This window comes from Chryseobacterium sp. AG363, assembly GCF_003610675.1.
GTDB lineage: Bacteria > Bacteroidota > Bacteroidia > Flavobacteriales > Weeksellaceae > Chryseobacterium > Chryseobacterium cucumeris.
Genome location: NZ_RAQF01000002.1, coordinates 838,564 through 857,235, shown reverse-complemented (window position 1 = coordinate 857,235; position 18,672 = coordinate 838,564). Strand labels below are relative to the sequence as shown.

Genomic DNA, 18,672 nt, shown 5'->3' with positions numbered 1-18,672 from the left:
GTTATGGATTTAAAGTGAGATATTCCAGCTCTATAGCACTCTGATTCAGTTTCCAGACTGCATCGGTATAGCTGTTTTTTAAAGTAACCGCCTGATTGATCAGGATGACAAATTCCAGATAATTGATCTCGCCGGCAAGAAACTGTTTTTTAGCTGTTTCAGTGATGATATCGGCATTTTTCAGTTCCGAGTTTTCGTATTGCGAAACAATATCAAGGTTAGCCTGATAAATTCCGGATGCCTTTCTGTATTGATTCTGCAGGTTGAATTCCATGTTGGCAATATCACTGTCCACAACAGATTCAGCAATTTTTGCGGCCTGAATTCTGGCTTTCTGTCCGCCTGAAAAAACAGGAACCGAAACCCCAAGCTGTACAGAATGAAACTGTGGTGCACCGTTGTAGACTTTTTCATCAGCACCCGTCCCTCTAAAGCTGTTGAGGTTGTAGGCCAGCTGAAGTCCGGGAAGCATTTTTGCTTTTTCAAGGGCAATCTGCTGTTCAGAAATATTTTTCTGTTGCTGTAATACTTTAATAGCCGGATGCAAGCTAAGCTCCTCTTTAAGACCTCCATGGTAAATTTTCTGATCTTCAGGAAGGAAATCTGTTTCTGTATTTAAAAGCCACTGAAGCTGATATCCCAACACAGTAAGCTCCTGTCGCAATTGCTTCAGCTGAATTTCAATAGAAGATTTCTGATTGGAAGCCGTAGTTTTTTCCAGAATATTGCTTTCTCCTGCTTTCAGACGGATATTTGCCTTATCGAGAAAATCAGTGTACAGCTTTAATGTTTCCAGAAGCAGCTTTTCTTTTTGTTTCGCATACAGGATATTATAAAAAGTAAGACTCACCGCTTTCTTCAGTTCATATTCCTTAAGAGAAACATTCAGCAGAGACTTTTTCCATTCTTCCGTGTATACATTCTTCTGCTTTTTATACACAGTCGGAAATGCGATATTCTGTGAAATTCCGAATTTCATATCCGTCAGTGCACTGTTGATCTGACCATAATCTACTGTTACTCCCGTTTGAGGAATATCAGATGATGACCTGATAAGGGCTTTTGTATATTCTGATTTTAATTTTTCATTTTTAAGATTTCTGTTATTTTTCAAAGCAATATCAACAGCATCCTGCAATGTAACGGAAGTCTGGGAGTTTACCTGCCCCGCAAAACCGAAACATATAAAACAGACCAGAACGGAAATCTGTTTTTTATTTTTTATTTTTTTCATTTTTAAATCCTTTTTCAATAGTTACATACAATAATGGTAAGACGAACAGAGTAAGAAAAGTTGCGACCATCAGTCCTCCAATGACCACTGTGGCCAAAGGTCTTTGTACTTCTGCTCCTGCTCCGTTGCTGACAGCCATCGGAATAAACCCCAGTGAAGCAACGAATGCTGTCATCAGCACCGGTCGAAGCCTCGACTCTCCACCATCTGTAATGATTCTTACAATATTTTTAATTCCTCTCTTTTGAAGACGGTTAAACTCTGAGATCAGCACAATTCCATTGAGTACTGCCACTCCGAATAGAGCAATAAATCCCACACCCGCACTAATGCTGAAAGGCATTCCTCTAAGTGCCATCAGAAATACACCACCAATAATAGAAAGTGGAATCGCGGTGTAAATTAACAAGCTTTCTTTAACGGAATTAAAGGCAAGGAAAAGCATTACGAAAATAAGAGCCAGAGCAATGGGAACTGCTATCATGAGACGCTGTTTGGCATTATTGAGGTTTTCAAACGAACCTCCATACGTCATATAATATCCTGTAGGAAGTTTCATCTTCTGATCTACCTTCTGCTGAAGTTCTTCTACAATACTCTGAACATCCCTGCCTTTGATATTAAAACCTACTACAATTCTTCGTTGGGCATTTTCCCTCTGAATCTGATTGGGACCATTCTTCACTTCCACTTTAGCAAGCTGGGACAGCGGAATCTGATTTCCAAATGGTGTAGGAACCAAAAGATTTTTAATATCGGTAACATTTTTCCGGTCTTTGTTATCCAGACGTACGACCATATCAAAGCGTTTTTCACCTTCAAAAACCAATCCGGTACTTTGCCCCGCAAATGCGGTATTAACCACACGGTTGATATCTGAAACAGATAAATGGTACTGAGCGATCAGAGGACGGTTGTATTCAATGATTACCTGCGGCATTCCCGAAACAGGTTCTATATATAGATTCTGGGTTCCTTCCACTGTTTCTATAATCTTCCCGAGCTTCTGGGCATTTTGGGAAAGTACATCAAGGTCTTCCCCAAAAATTTTGATCACGACGTCTTGTCTTGCCCCGGTCATCAGTTCATTAAAACGCATCTGAACAGGATATTGGAAGCTGGCAGTAATTCCTGGTACATCCTGCAGTTGTTTCCCCATTTTATCAGCCAGCTCCGGAAAAGTGGACGCTGAAGTCCATTCTTTTTTATCTTTTAGAATAACCATCATATCAGAAGCATCCATCGGCATCGGGTCTGTAGGAACTTCTCCGCTTCCAATTTTTGTGACCACTTTTTCCACTTCGGGAAATCTGGATTTGAGAATGTGTGCTGCTTTCTGGGTACTTTCGATAGTTGTCGTCAGATTACTTCCAGGTAAAACCCTGGTATCAACGGCAAAATCACCTTCTTCAAGGGAAGGAATAAATTCACCACCCATTTTGGACAAAATGAAAACAGCAGTTATAAATAAGACTGCCACTATCCCAAAAACTATTTTGGGCACTCTGAGAAGTTTGAGCAAAACTGCCAGATATACCTTCTCTACCTTTTTCATCATTCTGTCTGATAATGTAGGCTTACCGCTTCTTTTTCTAAGCAATAACGCGCTCATCATTGGAATATAGGTCAGTGAGAGCAAAAATGCTCCCAGCAGTGCAAAAGCTACGGTCTGGGCCATAGGCTTAAACATTTTGCCTTCAATTCCCTGCAGGGTAAGGATCGGGAGATAGACAATCAGAATGATAATCTGTCCGAAAACGGCGCTGTTCATCATTTTTCCTGCAGATTCTATAACGACGGTATCCATTTCTGATTTTCCGACAGAGAAAATCTTTTTAAACTTTGAATTATGACTGAACTGATGTAAAACAGATTCCACAATAATCACTGCTCCATCAATAATCAGCCCGAAATCCAAGGCCCCAAGACTCATCAGATTTCCGCTGACTCCAAAGAGGTTCATCATACATATTGCAAAAAGCATCGCCAAAGGAATAACAGAGGCAACCAGCAAGCCTGCTCTTATATTCCCAAGAAATAAAACGAGTACGAAGACTACAATCAATGCTCCTTCCGTAAGGTTTTTTTCTACTGTTCCAATGGCATTGTTCACCATTTTGGTTCTGTCCAGAAATGGCTCTATCACCACTCCCTTCGGAAGCGATTTCTGAACCTGGGCAATTTTTTCCTTTACATTTTTTATGACCTGATTACTGTTCTCGCCTTTGAGCATCATTACTACAGCTCCAGAGACTTCTCCCTCATCATTAAAGGTCATGGCCCCATAACGGGTTGCAAACCCCTGCTTTACCTCAGCAATATCCCGTATAAACAACGGAACATCATTTGTTTTTGTCGCAATAGAAATATTGTTGATTTCTTCAATACTTCCTACTAACCCTTCACTCCTGATATATAGAACAGTAGGCCCTTTCTCAATATAGGCACCTCCTGTATTCTGATTGTTGGCCTGCAATGCATCAAATACGTCATTGATTGTTATTCCATAGGCATTAAGCCTGTCTGGATTTACAGCAATTTCATATTGTTTCAGCTTGCCTCCGAAGCTGCTCACCTCTGCCACTCCTTTTACTCCCAAAAGCTGTCTTCTTACAATCCAGTCCTGAATGGTGCGGAGTTCTGTGATATTGTATTTTTTTTCATATCCTTTTTCAGGCCTCACTACATACTGGAAAATTTCGCCAAGTCCTGTCGAAATAGGTCCAAGCTGCGGATTTCCTATTCCCTGTGGAATAACGGACTGTATCTGTTGGAGCCTTTCGGCGACCTGCTGCCTTGCCCAATAGATGTCTACATCATCTTCAAAGACAATGGTAACCAGAGAAAGTCCAAACCTGGAGAAACTCCTGATCTCCTTTAATCCTGAAATATTATTGTTGGCCTGTTCTATAGGAAAGGTAACAAGCCGTTCTATATCTGTTGCACCAAAAGAGGGTGCCATCGTAATGACCTGTACCTGATTATTGGTGATATCCGGAACAGCATCTATTGGCAATTTGGTAACCTGATAGGCGCCTACACCAATAAGTCCCAATACCAACAATGCAATAATGAGTTTATTCTTTACAGAAAACTCAATGACTTTTGTAAGCATAAAAATGATTGATTATCTTAATTATTGTAATGAAATTCTGGTATCCTGAAACGTAGCCCCAAGCATCTACATATCATGCAAACACCTATAAGTAAACAGAATACCTTCCCAATCAAAAAATGACTGAGAAAAACAGATTAAGATTGAGGAAATCTTGGCGGCTGCCAGATAGAATTAAGAATTTCCTTATTGTAAAGCGCACTTTTGTAAAAGGTCTTCTTGATTTCAATAGGAGTAAACACCTTCTCTACACAATGAAAATCTAAGGAAGGATTAATAGTGAAAACCACAGACAACAGGTTTGCATGTGATACAAAAGGTAATCTCTGGTCCTGATCATGGTCACTGTCTTTCACAGGGTGGTCGTAATGGGTTTTCAGAAATGCAGCAAGTGACATTTCAGGATTGAGATTTTTATGCGTTATATAATGCTCTATAAGGAGCGGTATTTTCAAAAACTGATACAGTTCAGTTGTAGAAACTAAAAACAATGATAGCAACAATATGGAAATCAACTTTCTCACGCTATCAAAATTATCAAATTTTTAGTTAAGAATAATTTTAAATAAGCTAACCATTACATATTTATATTTAGTTTTACTAAAAACTACTCCATAATTTTTTTGTTGATAGCGTATTCGTCATAGACAATATTAATGAGTTCATCAGAGTTAATATTTCGCGAAAAAATAGGATAATGGAAAGCATCAAGCTTGTTAAGAATACGAATGAGATCCATCTTTTCTTTATAGGTAAGATTTCCGGCAACAATATTCGTTGCCTGACGAATTTTTTCCATTTGTCTTTCGAGAACAATCAATCCTTTTTCTGAAATACGGATGAGCTTGCTTCGTTTGTCCATATCAGACTCTGTCTGCTCCACAAGTTTCTGACGAAGCAGCCTTGCAATAACAAGCATGCCAACTGGCTTATCATGTATATTTTTTTTGATAAGTGCCATTTTGGTCATTTCGCCAAAAGCTTTTAAGTTGATAAGGTAAATAAAGTCTTCCTGAGTAGAAAATTCAGAATTAATAATAGCTGACTTTGAATAGGTTTTAGCGTATCGGTTTATATGGACCAGTAAGGTACTAATTGCACTTTCAGCACTCCTGCCATTCTCTTTTCCTTCCCAATACGGCTCATCAACAAGGTTCTCTCCACCGGAAATCCATGATTTAAAGCCTTCAATAGTAGGTGGATAAGAATGTGAAGATGTTTTATTCTCTGACTCAAATTGCTCAAGAAGAGTCATAAATTCTTTGATAAGGGTAAAATTCATTTCAATTAAATACTATGCAAATATACCTGCTTTTAATTTAATATCAATTCTTTGCTCACTGCATATCGTGTCTATTCAAGGAATAATAAAAAGAGGAACAAATTACTATTTTTGAAACATTTATGTAAATCTCTCAACAAGCAAAAAAGAATATAAATAAACCAAATTAAAAATTAAGAAAGCTGTCCGAAACTGATAAAGTTTCGGACAGCTTGTCGTATGAGGTCTTTGAATTAATTTGTTCTTTTTCTCCATTCAGCCTTCACATCTTCAGCGGCATCTTTTGTACTTTCCCAAGCTTCATCGGCTTTATCTTTAATATCTTCCCATGCCTCGGAAACATTTGATTTTACCTTATCTAACCAGTCTTCCTGCGTCGCTTCCTGATCATTATCTCTTTTTTCATTGATATAATCTTTTGCTTTATCCGCTAATTCACTGATCTTCCATTTTGCATTATCAGCCGCATTTTTTAAAGAGTTTTCTGTTTCATTAACTGCATTTTCCGCTTTGTTATAATCTGAATTATTCATAATATAATATTTTAGTAATTGGTATATAAATAAACAATGTCCATGCCTAAAACGTCCGTTAATATGTTAAAAATATCTTAAAATATTAAATCATCATTTTAAAAACCACACTTCATTTAATTATGCGTCTCATAACCAATGACATAATCTTTCATGCATCCTAGAATATTCTCTGCAGCAGTATATCACTTTATGTCCTTATGCTACTATGACACTGATCATTCTTTTGCCAATTTATCCGGTATCACCGGTTAGCAGAATTTTTCCTATGACATTTGAATTTAAATGTATCCTAAAACATTATCCCCAAAAAGCATTAAATCTTCTCTAAAAGATGGCCAAAGTATTTTTTCTTTTTCACAAGATAACTTTCATTCACTTCATTGGAATCAATTTCCAAAGGAATTCTGTTGTTGAGAATAATCCCACTGTTCTCTATTGATCTGATCTTATCCGGATTATTGGTCAACAGATTAATATTCCCGACCTCTAAAATATTCAACATTTCAACGGCTATGTCAAAGTTTCTTCCGTCTGCCGGGAGCCCTAGTTTCAAATTGGCTTCAACAGTATCCAATCCTTTCTCCTGAAGTTCATATGCCCTGAGTTTATTAATGATTCCGATATTTCTTCCTTCCTGACGAAGGTAAATGATCACTCCTCCATTTTCCGACATATATTTCATAGCAGCATCAAGTTGTTGTCCACATTCACATTTTTTGGAATGAAAAACTTCTCCTGTAATACATTCTGAATGAAAACGAACATTGACAGTTGTATTAAAATCTGTATTGTCTGCCACCCAAACCAGATGAGGACTCCAGTCTTCTTCATTCTCCGAAAATGCATACACCATGAACATCCCATATTCTGTAGGTATTTTTGATCGAGCTTGTATTTTGAGCATTTTTTCTGATTTTAAGTTAATATAATCTATTTTTCAAACGGACTTTTTCTGTCTTGTTTTACCCATATCAATTTTGAAGTATCATAACCGATCTCCTGAGCTTTACTTATAAAATTTTGTTTTATGTTTTCGGGAACGGTCTTTTCACGGGATAGAATCCACAAATAATCTAAGTTTTTTCCAGCAATCAAGGCGTATTTGTAATCTTCCAGGGCTACGACGTTATATCCGCTGTAAAAAGGGCCGAAAAAGCTCACTTTCAGAGCTGCAGTGTTCTTGTCTCCTCTAAATTTAGCTGTTCCATTAACAGACACCCATTTATTCTTTTTAAAATTATATCCGCTGTTGACTACTTTTACATTTCCTTCCTCATTAAGACTGTACTGAGCGATTGCATTATCAAGATCTTTTTCAAAGCGATAATCGAATCGGGCTATCTCATACCATGTTCCTAAATATCTATTGACATCAAATCGATCAATAGGCTGCGCTTTTTCGGGCATAGAAGAACAAGAAAACAAAATGATTAACAACGTGAAACTTGATAATAATGTAAGAATGAATTTATTTTTCATTTTTAGTTACTTTTTTAAAGAAATAAATATTAAGTAAAAACTGACTGTAACCATAAACGGCATCTTCTACAGGGATAGTTCCCATTCTAATCCCTAAAAAGTCATCGGGATTATAATTAACAACCGGCGAAGGAATAAAAGAACCTGTCAGGATTCCATTCACTGCAAAAAAACCGGGCATCAATATCAGATATACGAGACTAACCTTTCCTATCCATTCTTTTTGAACAATAAAATGAAGATAAAATAGGGTAAGCAGTGTTACAATTACGGTAAGAAGCGTGTATATTCTCTCATAATAAAGAAAACCAACCACACCAAGGATAATAAATGACGTGAATACGATGAGATTATTAAAAGCACCAGCCCAATCAAGACGATAGAATTTCTCAATGCAATAATAAGTGAAAACGCATGCAAAAGGAATACAGTAAAAAAACAGCCATTCTTCAACAGGAAGTCCTGCTATTTTAAATCCTAAGGTATAATTGAGATTAAACCACCATACTCCATTTGCGGTAAACCATATATCCCAGACAATAAAAGGAACTCCCACAATGGTCGATGACAGAAGAAACTTTCCAAAAAATCTGCTAAACTGTATTCTTCTGTCAAAAGATGCAATAAAGCAAATAATGATCGTGAAAAAATTAATCAGTATGTAAGTATAAGGCATCATTTTTTATTGAAATACATTTTAAAATATTTAACAGGAACCCACAAAAAGCCAAAACATTCTCCTTTTTCTTTACCCAAATGTTTGTGATGTTGCTTATGGGCCCGTCTTATGGCAAGGAAGTAAGGGTTTTTTGCTTTTGTAAAAATTTTTGCTCTCTGGTGAATAAAAATATCATGCACAAAGAAATAGGCCATTCCGTAGAGGCTTATTCCCAGACCGATAAAAAACCAATAACTGAAATTCTGCTGTACTCCCAGATATAGTAAAGCAATAGCCGGGCTTGCAAAAATGAAAAAGAACCAATCATTCCTTTCAAGCTTGCCATCATGACTATGATCATGATGATCCCGGTGCAGGAACCACAAAAAGCCATGCATAATATACCGATGGATCAGCCATGTAGCTCCTTCCATTGAAATAAATACTCCCAAAACGATCAGAATATTCATTTTAATTATGTTTATCGTTAAAAAGATCATCCAGAACTCTGTATCTGAAATCGAAAATACTTCTGAGTTTTTCTTTTACAAATAACTGATGGGCTATTTTACCTAAAATTCCCATCGGCAGTTCATAATCTACTGTGTCTTTCATGAGTACTCCATTCTCATTAGGGATAAATTCATGAAAATGATTCCAGTACTTGTATGGACCTTCTTTCTGAAAGTCTGTAAAACTTTCATGATCTTTTACCTGGCTTATAACGGTTTTCCATTTCATCGGAATTCCCAGCACTGGAGAAACTGTGTAATCTATTTCCATTCCTTTAAAAATAGGCTTATCCTTAACATCGGAAAGAACAACAAAGCCCATGCTCTCAGGGGTTATTTCTGATAAATTATGAGGCGATGAAAAAAAACTCCATGCCGTTTCAATGCTGCAACTCAGCTGTTGCTCTCTGTATAATCTGTACATCATTTATTTTTTATCAATTGTTAAACACTTCAACAATCATTTTAATCCTGTATTCTACGGTCAGAAATAAGCAGATTTGTAACGGATATAACTTTTGAAAGCAACCAGCAACTTTTGTGAATTGGCAATTCTGATTCTTTGCTGCAACATATTCTGGGAGCTTGTTCTTTTTATTTTCTCAAACAGGGAAAGATAGTATCTGTAGGCAAGGTATACTCCGAAAATGGATGATCCTGGCAGTTTCTTAATTCCCTGCAATGCTTCTTTGAATTCTTCTTCAATTTCATTTTCAATCTGCGTTTTTACTATATTATCAAAGACTGACATATTCAGAGATGGGAAATAAGTTCTTCCTAAAAGCTGATAATCATCTTTAAGATCCCGCAAAAAATTTACTTTCTGAAAAGCAGATCCTAATTTCATTGCAAAGGGTTTAAGCTTATCATATTGCTGCTTATCACCTTCTGTAAATATCTGCAGACACATTAATCCTACAACTTCTGCAGATCCGTATATATACTCTTTATACAGGTCAGAATTATAATCAATTTTATGAAGATCCATTTCCATACTATGTAAAAACTGATTGATCAGCTTTATATCAATATCATACTTCCGAACCGTTTCCTGAAATGAATGCAAAATAGGATTGAGTGATATTCTATCTTCAAGCGCTTCATAGGTTTCCGCTTTTAATCTCTTCAGAAGCTTTTCTTTATCATAGCCATGAAAACTATCTACAATTTCATCTGCAAGGCGCACGTAACCATAAATAGCATAAATAGCAGGCCTGATAGCAGGCTTGAGGGCAAGTATTCCCAACGAAAAACTGGTACTGTATTTTTGTGTAGTGTACTTACTTACTTCGTAAGACAATTCATCAAACAGCTTTTTCATATTATTTTATTTTTAGTTTACTAACTTCAGCCGCCACAATTTTCCCTGAAATTACCGAGGGAGGAACTCCGGGACCAGGAACCGTCAACTGTCCTGTATAGAACAGATTCCCGATCTTTCTGTTCCTTATCTTGGGTTTTAAAACTGCCGTCTGTGATAAAGTATTAGATAACCCGTAGGCATTACCCTGATAAGCATTATAATCCGAAATAAAATCGCTTACACAATAGCTTCTTTTATATTCAATTCTGGAAATAAGATCGGTTTCACCGGTATGTTTTTCAATTCTTTCAAGCATTTCCATCAAATATTTTTCCCTAACAGGTTCCTCATCATGTATGCCAGGGGCAAGGGGTAGCAGTAAAAAAAGATTCTCACAACCTTCAGGAGCTACATCCGGATCTGTCTTGGAAGGGCAACATGTATAAAAGAGAGGCTTTTTGGGCCATTTTTTATTTTTATAAATACAATCTATATGATTATCAAGTTCATTTTCAAAAAACAAAGTATGATGTTTTAAATGGGGTATTCTTCCTCTTATTCCCAAATAATAAATAAGACAAGAGGGGGCGAAGGTTCTCGTCTTCCAATATTCATCTTTATAGTTTCTGAGCGATTTGGGAAGCAGTCTTTCTGTATGATGATAATCTGATGAAGCAATGACCGCATCAAATTCATATGTTTTACCATCCACTAGTATGGAAGATACCTTTCCTTTTTCCGTATTTATTTTTTGTACTTCATGATTAAAATGAAACGTTACACCCTGTTTTTCTCCTACCTCTTTCATAGCAAGAACAAGTTGATAAAAGCCTCCCATAGGATATTTTGTGCCCAAAACATAGCCTCCGTAATTCATAAGGCTGTACAGGGCAGGAATCTGCTGGGGAGAAGCTCCGAGGAATATAACCGGAAACTCCATCAGAGATTTTAATTTTTCATCAGAAAAGTATCCTGATACATACTTTCGGAAATTACTGAGAAGATCAAGCTTGAGAGCACTGTTTGCTATTTTTAAAGAAGCAAATTCACGCCAGCTGTAGCAGGGCTTGGTAACAAATTCCTTCATTCCGATTTCATACTTAAATCTAGCAGACTCCATAAATCTGTCATACTGATTACCTGCTCCACTTTCTGTTGCTTCAAAAAGATCTCTTATAGCATCATTATCTCCAGGAACAGAAACTTTTTCTCCTGAGAAAACCATTTCAAACTGTGGGTCTAAGGAAACAAGTGAAAAAAAATCAGACACTTTGCAATCAAAATCATTGAAAAATCTCTCAATAATATCAGGCATCCAGTACCAGCTAGGGCCCATATCAAAAACATAGCCTTTATCTGTTTTAAACTGCCTTGCACGACCACCAGGTTGGTTATGCTTTTCAAATACATGCACTTCATTGCCGGATTTTGCGGCATAAGCAGCTGCTGAGAGTCCTGAAAATCCAGAACCTATCACTGCAATTCTCTTTCTTAAGTTTCCAGTATTCATTGGTATTTATCTAATAGTTTTAACAGATAATCTTATATAGTATCAATTGAGTTCCTTATTCACCATATCCAGTAAACTGGCAGTTGTCAAATTCATTTTGTAGAAAGAATCATGGAATTGGTCCAATTTAGAAAGTATGGTAATGAGTAACATTTGTTCAGAACGGGTCAAATTCCCCACCACTATCTTTGAAACTTTACGAATCTCCTGCATATGCTCCTCAAGCACCGAAATTCCTTTTTCTGTTATCTGAATATATTTTTTTCTTTTATCTTCCTGAGATTTTGTCTGTTCAGCCCAACCATTATGAATCAAACGGTTAATAATTAGTATCCCTGAAGATTTTTCACTTACATTATGGCCGATAAGTTCCATTTTAGACATTGCTCCCCTTGTCCTTAAACTGATCAGATAAATAAAATCATCCTGGCTTGAAAAAACAGAATTCCCAATTGAACGGGAATACATTTTCGCAAACCGTCCTATTCTTATAAGTAAGGTATTAATAATACTCTCGGAACTTCTTCCTAATTCCTTCCCTACCCACCAAGGATTTTCTGATTCAGAAGGATTTTTATGGCAATCATTAATCCAATGTATAAACCCTTGAAGATCATTATTATATAATGCCTTATTTTCATTTTGCTGAATGAATTGATGAACAAGTTCCAAAACTGATTTTAAAAGATCAAAATTCATATCAATCAAATTAGTATACAAATATACTAAAATATGTATATAAATATACTTTAAATTGTTTTATTTAAAAATTATTAATTAAAGAAATACAAAGATTGGGTTTTAAACAAAAGGAAATAAAACAATAAAACACTAATAAACAATATTTTACATATCATCAATTAGATTAAAAAAAATGAAATCATAAGAAAGAAATTAAAAACATATAGTATATTTATAAACTTAATATTTATAAATATCAAACGCTTTAATAAGATTACCCTGTTGACTTGGTCGCTATTTTACAATATAAATCCCGGGCTTTTTTAATTATTAATGTATGTATTGCAATATATTATGTATAATGGAATTGAAAAAACATATTGATTATTAGTCATTTTAATAGTATCTTGTAGAAAACAAATCTTTATTACGATATGTCTGCCAAACGTTATGTTCAAACCCACACCAGGAGGATAAGAAAATTCTTTGGGTTATTAGGTCCGGGATTAACGACTGGTGCTGCCGATGATGATCCGTCTGGAATTGCAACATACTCTCAGACAGGAGCTCAATTTGGTTATGGACAGCTATGGACAGCACTTTATATGCTTCCCTTTATGATTGCGGTACAGGAAGCTTGTGCAAGAATAGGAATGGTTACCGGTAAGGGGCTTACGGGAGTAATCAAAATGCATTACAGTAAGAGAATATTGTACAGTTCAGTAGGGCTTGTGGTTATTGCCAATACGATTAATATCGGGGCGGATATTGGAGCAATGGCCGCTGCCGCACAATTAATTATCCCTGTTGATATTATCATACTGATGCTTGTTTTTACTATCAGTATATTGGTCTTGGAGATATTCACCAGCTACCAGGTGTATTCAAAATTTCTAAAGTGGCTGGCATTATCTCTTCTTGCCTACCCTCTTACTGTATTCATCATTGATCAACCCTGGAAAGAAATACTAAAAGCCTCTGTTATTCCTCATTTTGAGTTTTCATTTAATTTTCTTTTCATAATAACCGGAGTGTTTGGAACAACTATTACCCCTTATATGTTCTTTTGGCAGGCTTCACAGGAAGTGGAAGAAGAAAATAAAAAGGGGTTAATACAAGATGGGAAACCCCAAATCGGATGGCGTCATATTCATGCGATGAGAAAAGATAATAATATAGGCATGATCATTTCCGAATTTACCACATGGTGTATTATTTTGGTCGGAGGAACCGTCTTGCACAGCGCTAATATAACAGATATTAATACCGCAGCTGATGCGGCAAAAGCTCTGGAACCTTTAGTGCAGTCATTTCCAAATTCTGGATTGATATCCAAAATTATATTTGCCATTGGCATCATCGGCCTGGGTTTGCTTGCTGTCCCCGTCCTCTCAGGATCAGCATCTTATGCCGTTTCAGAAGCTCTTAACTGGAATGCCAGTTTAGATATGAAATTTACAAAAGCAAAAGGATTTTATATGGTTATTATTATTTCTACCCTTATTGGCCTTTGTATGAATTTTATCGGTATAAACCCAGTAAAAGCTCTTGTTTATACCGCAGTTCTCAATGGCATAGCAGCTGTACCTCTTTTGTTTCTGATTATCCGGATATCAGCAAGTGAAAGTATTATGGGAGAATTTAAAAGCAGATGGCTTTCAAAAAGTTTATTATGGGCGACATTTTTCTTTATGGCCACCGCTTCATTGGCAATGTTGTTTACTATTTAAATAATAATTCCTATTCTACTTGTGTTAAAATAATTTCTTCATCTTTTTTAAGAATTTTAACCGGAACCTGAAGATCTGTTTGAATTTTCACCCTAAGTGCCTCCAATGCAGAAGATTCTCCGTGAACAAGCATAATCTGCTTGGGAGGAATTTCATATTTTTTAACCCACTCTATTAATTCAGACTGGTCTGCATGAGCAGATAGTCCCGTGATTTCTGCAATATGGGCTCTGACCTCATAGAATTTCCCGTGCATTTTCAGCTCGTGAGACCGGTTGAGCAGTGCTCTCCCCCTTGTACCTTCAGCCTGAAATCCAACAATGAGGACCGTATTTCTACTGTCCCCAATATAGTGTTTCAGATATTCCAGCACTCTTCCGCCAGTAATCATACCACTTCCCGCAATGATAATTTTTGATTTTTTTTCTGCGATGATTTCCTGAGTTTCAGTATAATCTTTTGTGATATAAATCTTTTCAATAATATCATTCCATTTCTGGGTATCAACCAAAGTGTAACCAGAGTACCTGACCATAATTTCGGTGGCTGAAGCTGCCATAGGGCTATCCAGAACCACTGGAATACTGACTGGGATTTTATTTTCGTTTTTAAGTTCCTGAAGGATATACATGATTTCCTGTGCCCGTCCAACCGCAAAGCAGGGAATAATTATATTTCCCCGGTCTTTTAGGGTTTTATTAATCCAATACTCCAACTGATCAGACAAGTCTTTATTTTCGTGAAGTCTGTCCCCATAAGTTGATTCCATAACCAAAAAATCAGCTTGGGAAAAAAAATCGGGAGGAGCTAAAACTGCACTGTGATTTCTTCCAATATCTCCAGAAAAAACTATTATTTTCCCAAAGCAGGTAATTTTTACAGAGCACGCTCCTATAATATGTCCACAGGGTTTAAACATACAGCTGATATGATCGCTTAGTCTAATTTCCTCATTTTCATCAATCACATAAAACTGTTTAAAAGATCTTTCTGCATCATTTATCGTATACAAAGGTTTTGCCGGATTATGTCTTGTATAATGATGACGGTTGGCTTTTTCGGCATCTTCTTCCTGAAGTTTGGCGCTATCAAGTAATATTAGCTTTGTAAGTTCCTTAGTAGGGCCACTCATGTAAATTTTACCTTTAAATCCATTCTTTACGATAAGCGGAATATATCCGCAATGATCAAGATGAGCATGGGTAAGAATAATGGCATCTATTTCCGAAACATCGGTATTCAGTGGCATCCAGTTTTGCTCTCTAAGGTATTTTACTCCCTGAAACAAGCCACAATCAATTAAGATTGTAAGTTCAGGAGTTTTTAATAAATGCTTCGATCCGGTAACAGTTTCTGCGCCGCCGAGTGATGTTAGAGTTATAGCGTTCATGGTAATACAATTTTATTGGACTTTTACTTTTTTATTCATTTGCTTTACAGTATTTGCTTTGCCCATTTTGATGTACAGACGGCCATTTCTATAGTGGGCTTTAATATTACTGACATCAATACCTTCCGGAAGTCTGAAACTCCTTGCAAGAGAAGAGGTTAAAAATTCTTTCCTAACATAATTTTTCTTAATTTCCTCTTTTTTACCTGATGTATAAGCCTGAATATTCAAAATGCCGTTTTCAACCTTTACCTTAAAATCGGATTTCTTAAAACCGGGAGCATTGACCAATATCTTATAATTCCCGTTTTTATCAATAATATTGACTGAATGTTCTATTTTAACAGGCTGGTTAAGAATCTCATTTGTACTCCAGAACTCTTCTGTTAATAGTTTTGCTGCAGATTGTTTTTGGGCTAAAGTTTTCATAATAATCGTATTTGATTAGAGATCAAAGGTACCATAAGACATATTCAGAAACAGTGACAGTCATTGCATTTAATTGTGACCGTCATCATCCTTCTGCCACCTATTAATAATATCGATAACTTCATAGGCATCGGACGGATCTGCATTTCTGACAGACACCCATCGCAATCTATCATTTCTTATTTCGGGTACATCATCTTTAAATGGATCTTTAAACCATGCTATAATATATCTGACTCCTAAAGAAATAAGAATTTTAAGAATAACGGATGAAACAGAACAGTCGTTACCGTTAATGATAACAACATCTTTTGCCTCGGCAAAATATACTGTTGCCTCATTCAACGGAACGCTGATGATGGTAATTTTATGCCTTTTATGATTGGCTAAAGCAAGAAATTGTTTGTCAATCTGACTTGTATTGTACGCGATCACTTTCATAGCTTTTTTTCATTCATCAAATGTATTGAAGAATAAAAAAGCCAACCGTGTTCAAAATCATTATTAAAAATGATCTGTATTTCAATTTTTCATTTTCTGTAATCGTGTAATGTCCAAAATTGTAATTCTACCTGCATTCCTATCGATAAGACCTTCTTCTTTAAAATCTCCAAGTATCCTGCTCACTGTTTCGATAGCCATACCGGCCATAGATGCAAGATTCTCTCTGGAAATTTCAAAATTTCCTGTCTCTGAATGGGCCTGGTATAATTTGCTGAGGATTTCCGCCATTCTTTTTCTTACTGAAAAATAAGCAAGGTGTAAAAGCTGCTGTTCATGGTTAACAACACTTTGCGCCAGAATTTTAATAAACTTTTCTGCCACATCAGGATATTTACATACCAACTGATCCAGCTCCTCTCTGGGAATAGAGCGAAAGGCAGCATCTTCAAGTACTTCGGCCGTTTCTTTATACTCTCTTCCTGTAAACAATGAGGTAATTCCAAAATATTCGTCAGGGTAATATACACAGGTCATCAGCTCTTTTCCATCTTCTGTCATTTTTGTAGTTTTCACCGACCCGGAAAGTATAAGGTATACTGTATTTGCTGTATCACCTTCCGCGTATATAATCTGTTTCTTTTTAAGGATTTTGATTTTGCGATCATCAAAAGATTTTTTCAGCTCATCCAGACCATTTACAGGTTGAAACAGATGATCCATCTGTTCAGAGTTACTGCTATAAAACTTTTTCTGATGTTCTTTTTTCTTAAGTCTGCCCTCAATTGCATTTAAAAGTTCAATATCATCAAAAGGTTTTGTCAGATAATCATCTGCTCCCATTTCAATTCCTCTGCGTATTTCTGCCCTATCCGCTTTAGCAGTAATAAAGATAAAGGGAATCAGTGAAGTTTCTTCTCTCTTGCTTAAGAGATACAGTACCCCATACCCATCGAGTTCCGGCATCATAATATCACACAATATGATGTCAGGTATATATTTGATGGCCAGCTCTACTCCCTGTTTACCATTTTTTGCCTGCAAAACTTCATATCCAGCCAGCATCAGAATTTCGGAAGTGCTTTCCCGGATGTCATCATTATCTTCAATGATCAATATCTTTATTTTTTCCATGAAATAATAAAACTGTTATTTTCTATTAAAAGACAACGTAAACTGAGTTCCATTACCAGGTCCGCTGTTAAAATCAATTTTTCCATTCATCAGATTAACATACCGTAGAACAATATTTAATCCCAGGCCGGTTCCCGGAATATTACCAATATTATGAGCTCTGAAAAAAGGCTGAAAAAGCCCTGCCTGGTCATCTTCAGGTATTCCAATTCCGTTATCTTTTACCGTCATCTGATAATATTCTTTATTTATTTCTGTACAAAACTCAATAAGCGTATCTTCTCCGGAGTATTTGATCGCATTGCTGATGAGGTTCATAAGACAGTTCCTTAATAAATTCTGATCCAGATTTACAATATTTTCTACTCCGGTATGTTGATAAATTACAATTTGATTGTCTTTGGTTATCAACTGCATTTCTTCTACAAGTTCTTCCGAGAATTTTATTATATCAAACTCTTGATAATCCGGGGTTACAATACCAGCTTCCAACTTCTCCAGAGAAAGAAAATCGTTAAGAATTCCATTGAGACCAGTGATTGCATTTTTTATTTTATGAAGGTGTTTTAGGATCTGAGAATGATCAGCAAGCTGAAGATACTTTTCAATGAGAACTACAGAAAGTTGCATCGAGCTTAAAGGGGTACGAAATTCATGCGAAGCCATAGATACAAAACGACTTTTCATGCGGTTAAGCTCTTTTTCTTTCTCAAGAGAAAGATTCGCTTCTTCTTTTGCCTTTTCCAAGGCACTTAACATTTGTTGAAGAGATTTTGTTCTCTTCTCAACCAGCTCTTCCAGCTCAGTTGTATATTTTTTAAGAAATTCCTCAGCTTCTTTCTCCTTAGAGAGATCGTGTATAAACCCAGTATAAATAACCCTGTTTTGAAGCTGGACTTCGCTTACAGCAAGTCTGAACGGAAATTGGGAGCCATCCTTTCTAAGACCTTTTACCTCTCTGCCTTTACCAATTATTTTTTTTTCTCCTGTCTGCTGATAGCGCAACAGATACCCGTCATGTCTGCTGTGATGGGGTTCCGGCATTAATACAGAAATATTTTTACCGATTAATTCTTCTTCTTTATACCCAAATATCTTTAATGCAGAGGGATTTAAATTTTCAATCCTCCCCTGACTGTCAATAGTAATAATTCCGTCTATTGCTGTTTCTATAATTGCTTGCAAGAGCCTGGCGCTTTCCATAAAAAAATAAATACTTACCCTTATTAAAGATAAGT

At 36.3% G+C, this 18,672-nt stretch carries 17 protein-coding genes and 1 pseudogene; 1 reads left to right on the top strand and 17 read right to left on the bottom strand.

Annotation, left to right across the window (positions count from 1 at the left end; translation table 11 throughout):
• Position 1: 1 nt before the first annotated feature.
• From DEU39_RS03815 to DEU39_RS03760, 12 genes and pseudogenes are all read right to left on the bottom strand, one after another.
• Positions 2-4,349: pseudogene (locus DEU39_RS03815) on the bottom strand (CusA/CzcA family heavy metal efflux RND transporter).
• Between the two features lie 137 nt (positions 4,350-4,486).
• On the bottom strand, positions 4,487-4,804 hold the full coding sequence (locus DEU39_RS03810) for a hypothetical protein (RefSeq protein ID WP_228436624.1): 318 nt from the start codon (positions 4,802-4,804) through the stop codon (positions 4,487-4,489).
• Positions 4,805-4,956: 152 nt separating this feature from the next.
• Positions 4,957-5,631: a MarR family winged helix-turn-helix transcriptional regulator gene (locus DEU39_RS03805; RefSeq protein WP_062669921.1), complete on the bottom strand. Its 675-nt coding sequence runs from the start codon at positions 5,629-5,631 to the stop codon at positions 4,957-4,959.
• A 233-nt stretch (positions 5,632-5,864) separates the two neighbouring features.
• Positions 5,865-6,164 (bottom strand): hypothetical protein, encoded by a 300-nt coding sequence (locus tag DEU39_RS03800; RefSeq protein WP_062669922.1) that lies wholly within the window; start codon positions 6,162-6,164, stop codon positions 5,865-5,867.
• 316 nt (positions 6,165-6,480) lie between these two features.
• Entirely contained in the window at positions 6,481-7,071 is a 591-nt protein-coding gene (gene ribA, locus DEU39_RS03795) for a GTP cyclohydrolase II (protein ID WP_062669924.1), read from the bottom strand.
• Between the two features lie 26 nt (positions 7,072-7,097).
• Complete coding sequence (locus DEU39_RS03790; protein ID WP_120230992.1) at positions 7,098-7,646, bottom strand: lipocalin family protein; 549 nt, start codon at positions 7,644-7,646, stop codon at positions 7,098-7,100.
• The gene (locus DEU39_RS03785) at positions 7,636-8,325 is read right to left on the bottom strand and encodes a lycopene cyclase domain-containing protein (RefSeq protein WP_120230991.1); all 690 of its coding nucleotides are present in this window, start codon (positions 8,323-8,325) and stop codon (positions 7,636-7,638) included. Before DEU39_RS03785 ends, DEU39_RS03790 begins: the two co-directional genes overlap by 11 nt.
• Entirely contained in the window at positions 8,322-8,774 is a 453-nt protein-coding gene (locus DEU39_RS03780) for a sterol desaturase family protein (RefSeq protein ID WP_062669930.1), read from the bottom strand. The genes DEU39_RS03785 and DEU39_RS03780 overlap by 4 nt, the downstream gene beginning before the upstream one ends.
• 1 nt (position 8,775) lies before the next feature.
• On the bottom strand, positions 8,776-9,243 hold the full coding sequence (locus DEU39_RS03775; protein WP_120230990.1) for an SRPBCC family protein: 468 nt from the start codon (positions 9,241-9,243) through the stop codon (positions 8,776-8,778).
• Positions 9,244-9,300: 57 nt separating this feature from the next.
• Positions 9,301-10,137 (bottom strand): phytoene/squalene synthase family protein, encoded by an 837-nt coding sequence (locus DEU39_RS03770; RefSeq protein WP_062669934.1) that lies wholly within the window; start codon positions 10,135-10,137, stop codon positions 9,301-9,303.
• A 1-nt stretch (position 10,138) separates the two neighbouring features.
• The gene (locus tag DEU39_RS03765; protein ID WP_120230989.1) at positions 10,139-11,629 is read right to left on the bottom strand and encodes a phytoene desaturase family protein; all 1,491 of its coding nucleotides are present in this window, start codon (positions 11,627-11,629) and stop codon (positions 10,139-10,141) included.
• A gap of 42 nt (positions 11,630-11,671) precedes the next feature.
• On the bottom strand, positions 11,672-12,328 hold the full coding sequence (locus tag DEU39_RS03760) for a MarR family winged helix-turn-helix transcriptional regulator (protein ID WP_120230988.1): 657 nt from the start codon (positions 12,326-12,328) through the stop codon (positions 11,672-11,674).
• Positions 12,329-12,744: 416 nt separating this feature from the next.
• Between DEU39_RS03760 and DEU39_RS03755 the strand changes: the two genes are divergently transcribed.
• Entirely contained in the window at positions 12,745-14,040 is a 1,296-nt protein-coding gene (locus DEU39_RS03755; protein ID WP_120230987.1) for an NRAMP family divalent metal transporter, read from the top strand.
• Positions 14,041-14,050: 10 nt separating this feature from the next.
• Here DEU39_RS03755 and DEU39_RS03750 read toward each other — a convergent pair whose 3' ends face one another.
• From DEU39_RS03750 to DEU39_RS03730, 5 genes are all read right to left on the bottom strand, one after another.
• On the bottom strand, positions 14,051-15,430 hold the full coding sequence (locus DEU39_RS03750) for an MBL fold metallo-hydrolase RNA specificity domain-containing protein (RefSeq protein WP_120230986.1): 1,380 nt from the start codon (positions 15,428-15,430) through the stop codon (positions 14,051-14,053).
• A gap of 12 nt (positions 15,431-15,442) precedes the next feature.
• Positions 15,443-15,859, bottom strand: a complete 417-nt coding sequence (locus DEU39_RS03745; RefSeq protein ID WP_120230985.1) for an Hsp20/alpha crystallin family protein — start codon at positions 15,857-15,859, stop codon at positions 15,443-15,445.
• A 69-nt stretch (positions 15,860-15,928) separates the two neighbouring features.
• Positions 15,929-16,300, bottom strand: a complete 372-nt coding sequence (locus DEU39_RS03740; RefSeq protein WP_120230984.1) for a hypothetical protein — start codon at positions 16,298-16,300, stop codon at positions 15,929-15,931.
• An 81-nt stretch (positions 16,301-16,381) separates the two neighbouring features.
• Positions 16,382-17,434: a response regulator gene (locus DEU39_RS03735; protein ID WP_120230983.1), complete on the bottom strand. Its 1,053-nt coding sequence runs from the start codon at positions 17,432-17,434 to the stop codon at positions 16,382-16,384.
• A 15-nt stretch (positions 17,435-17,449) separates the two neighbouring features.
• A complete protein-coding gene (locus tag DEU39_RS03730) occupies positions 17,450-18,637 on the bottom strand; it encodes a PAS domain-containing sensor histidine kinase (protein WP_062669950.1) in 1,188 nt (395 codons plus the stop codon).
• Positions 18,638-18,672 lie beyond the last annotated feature (35 nt).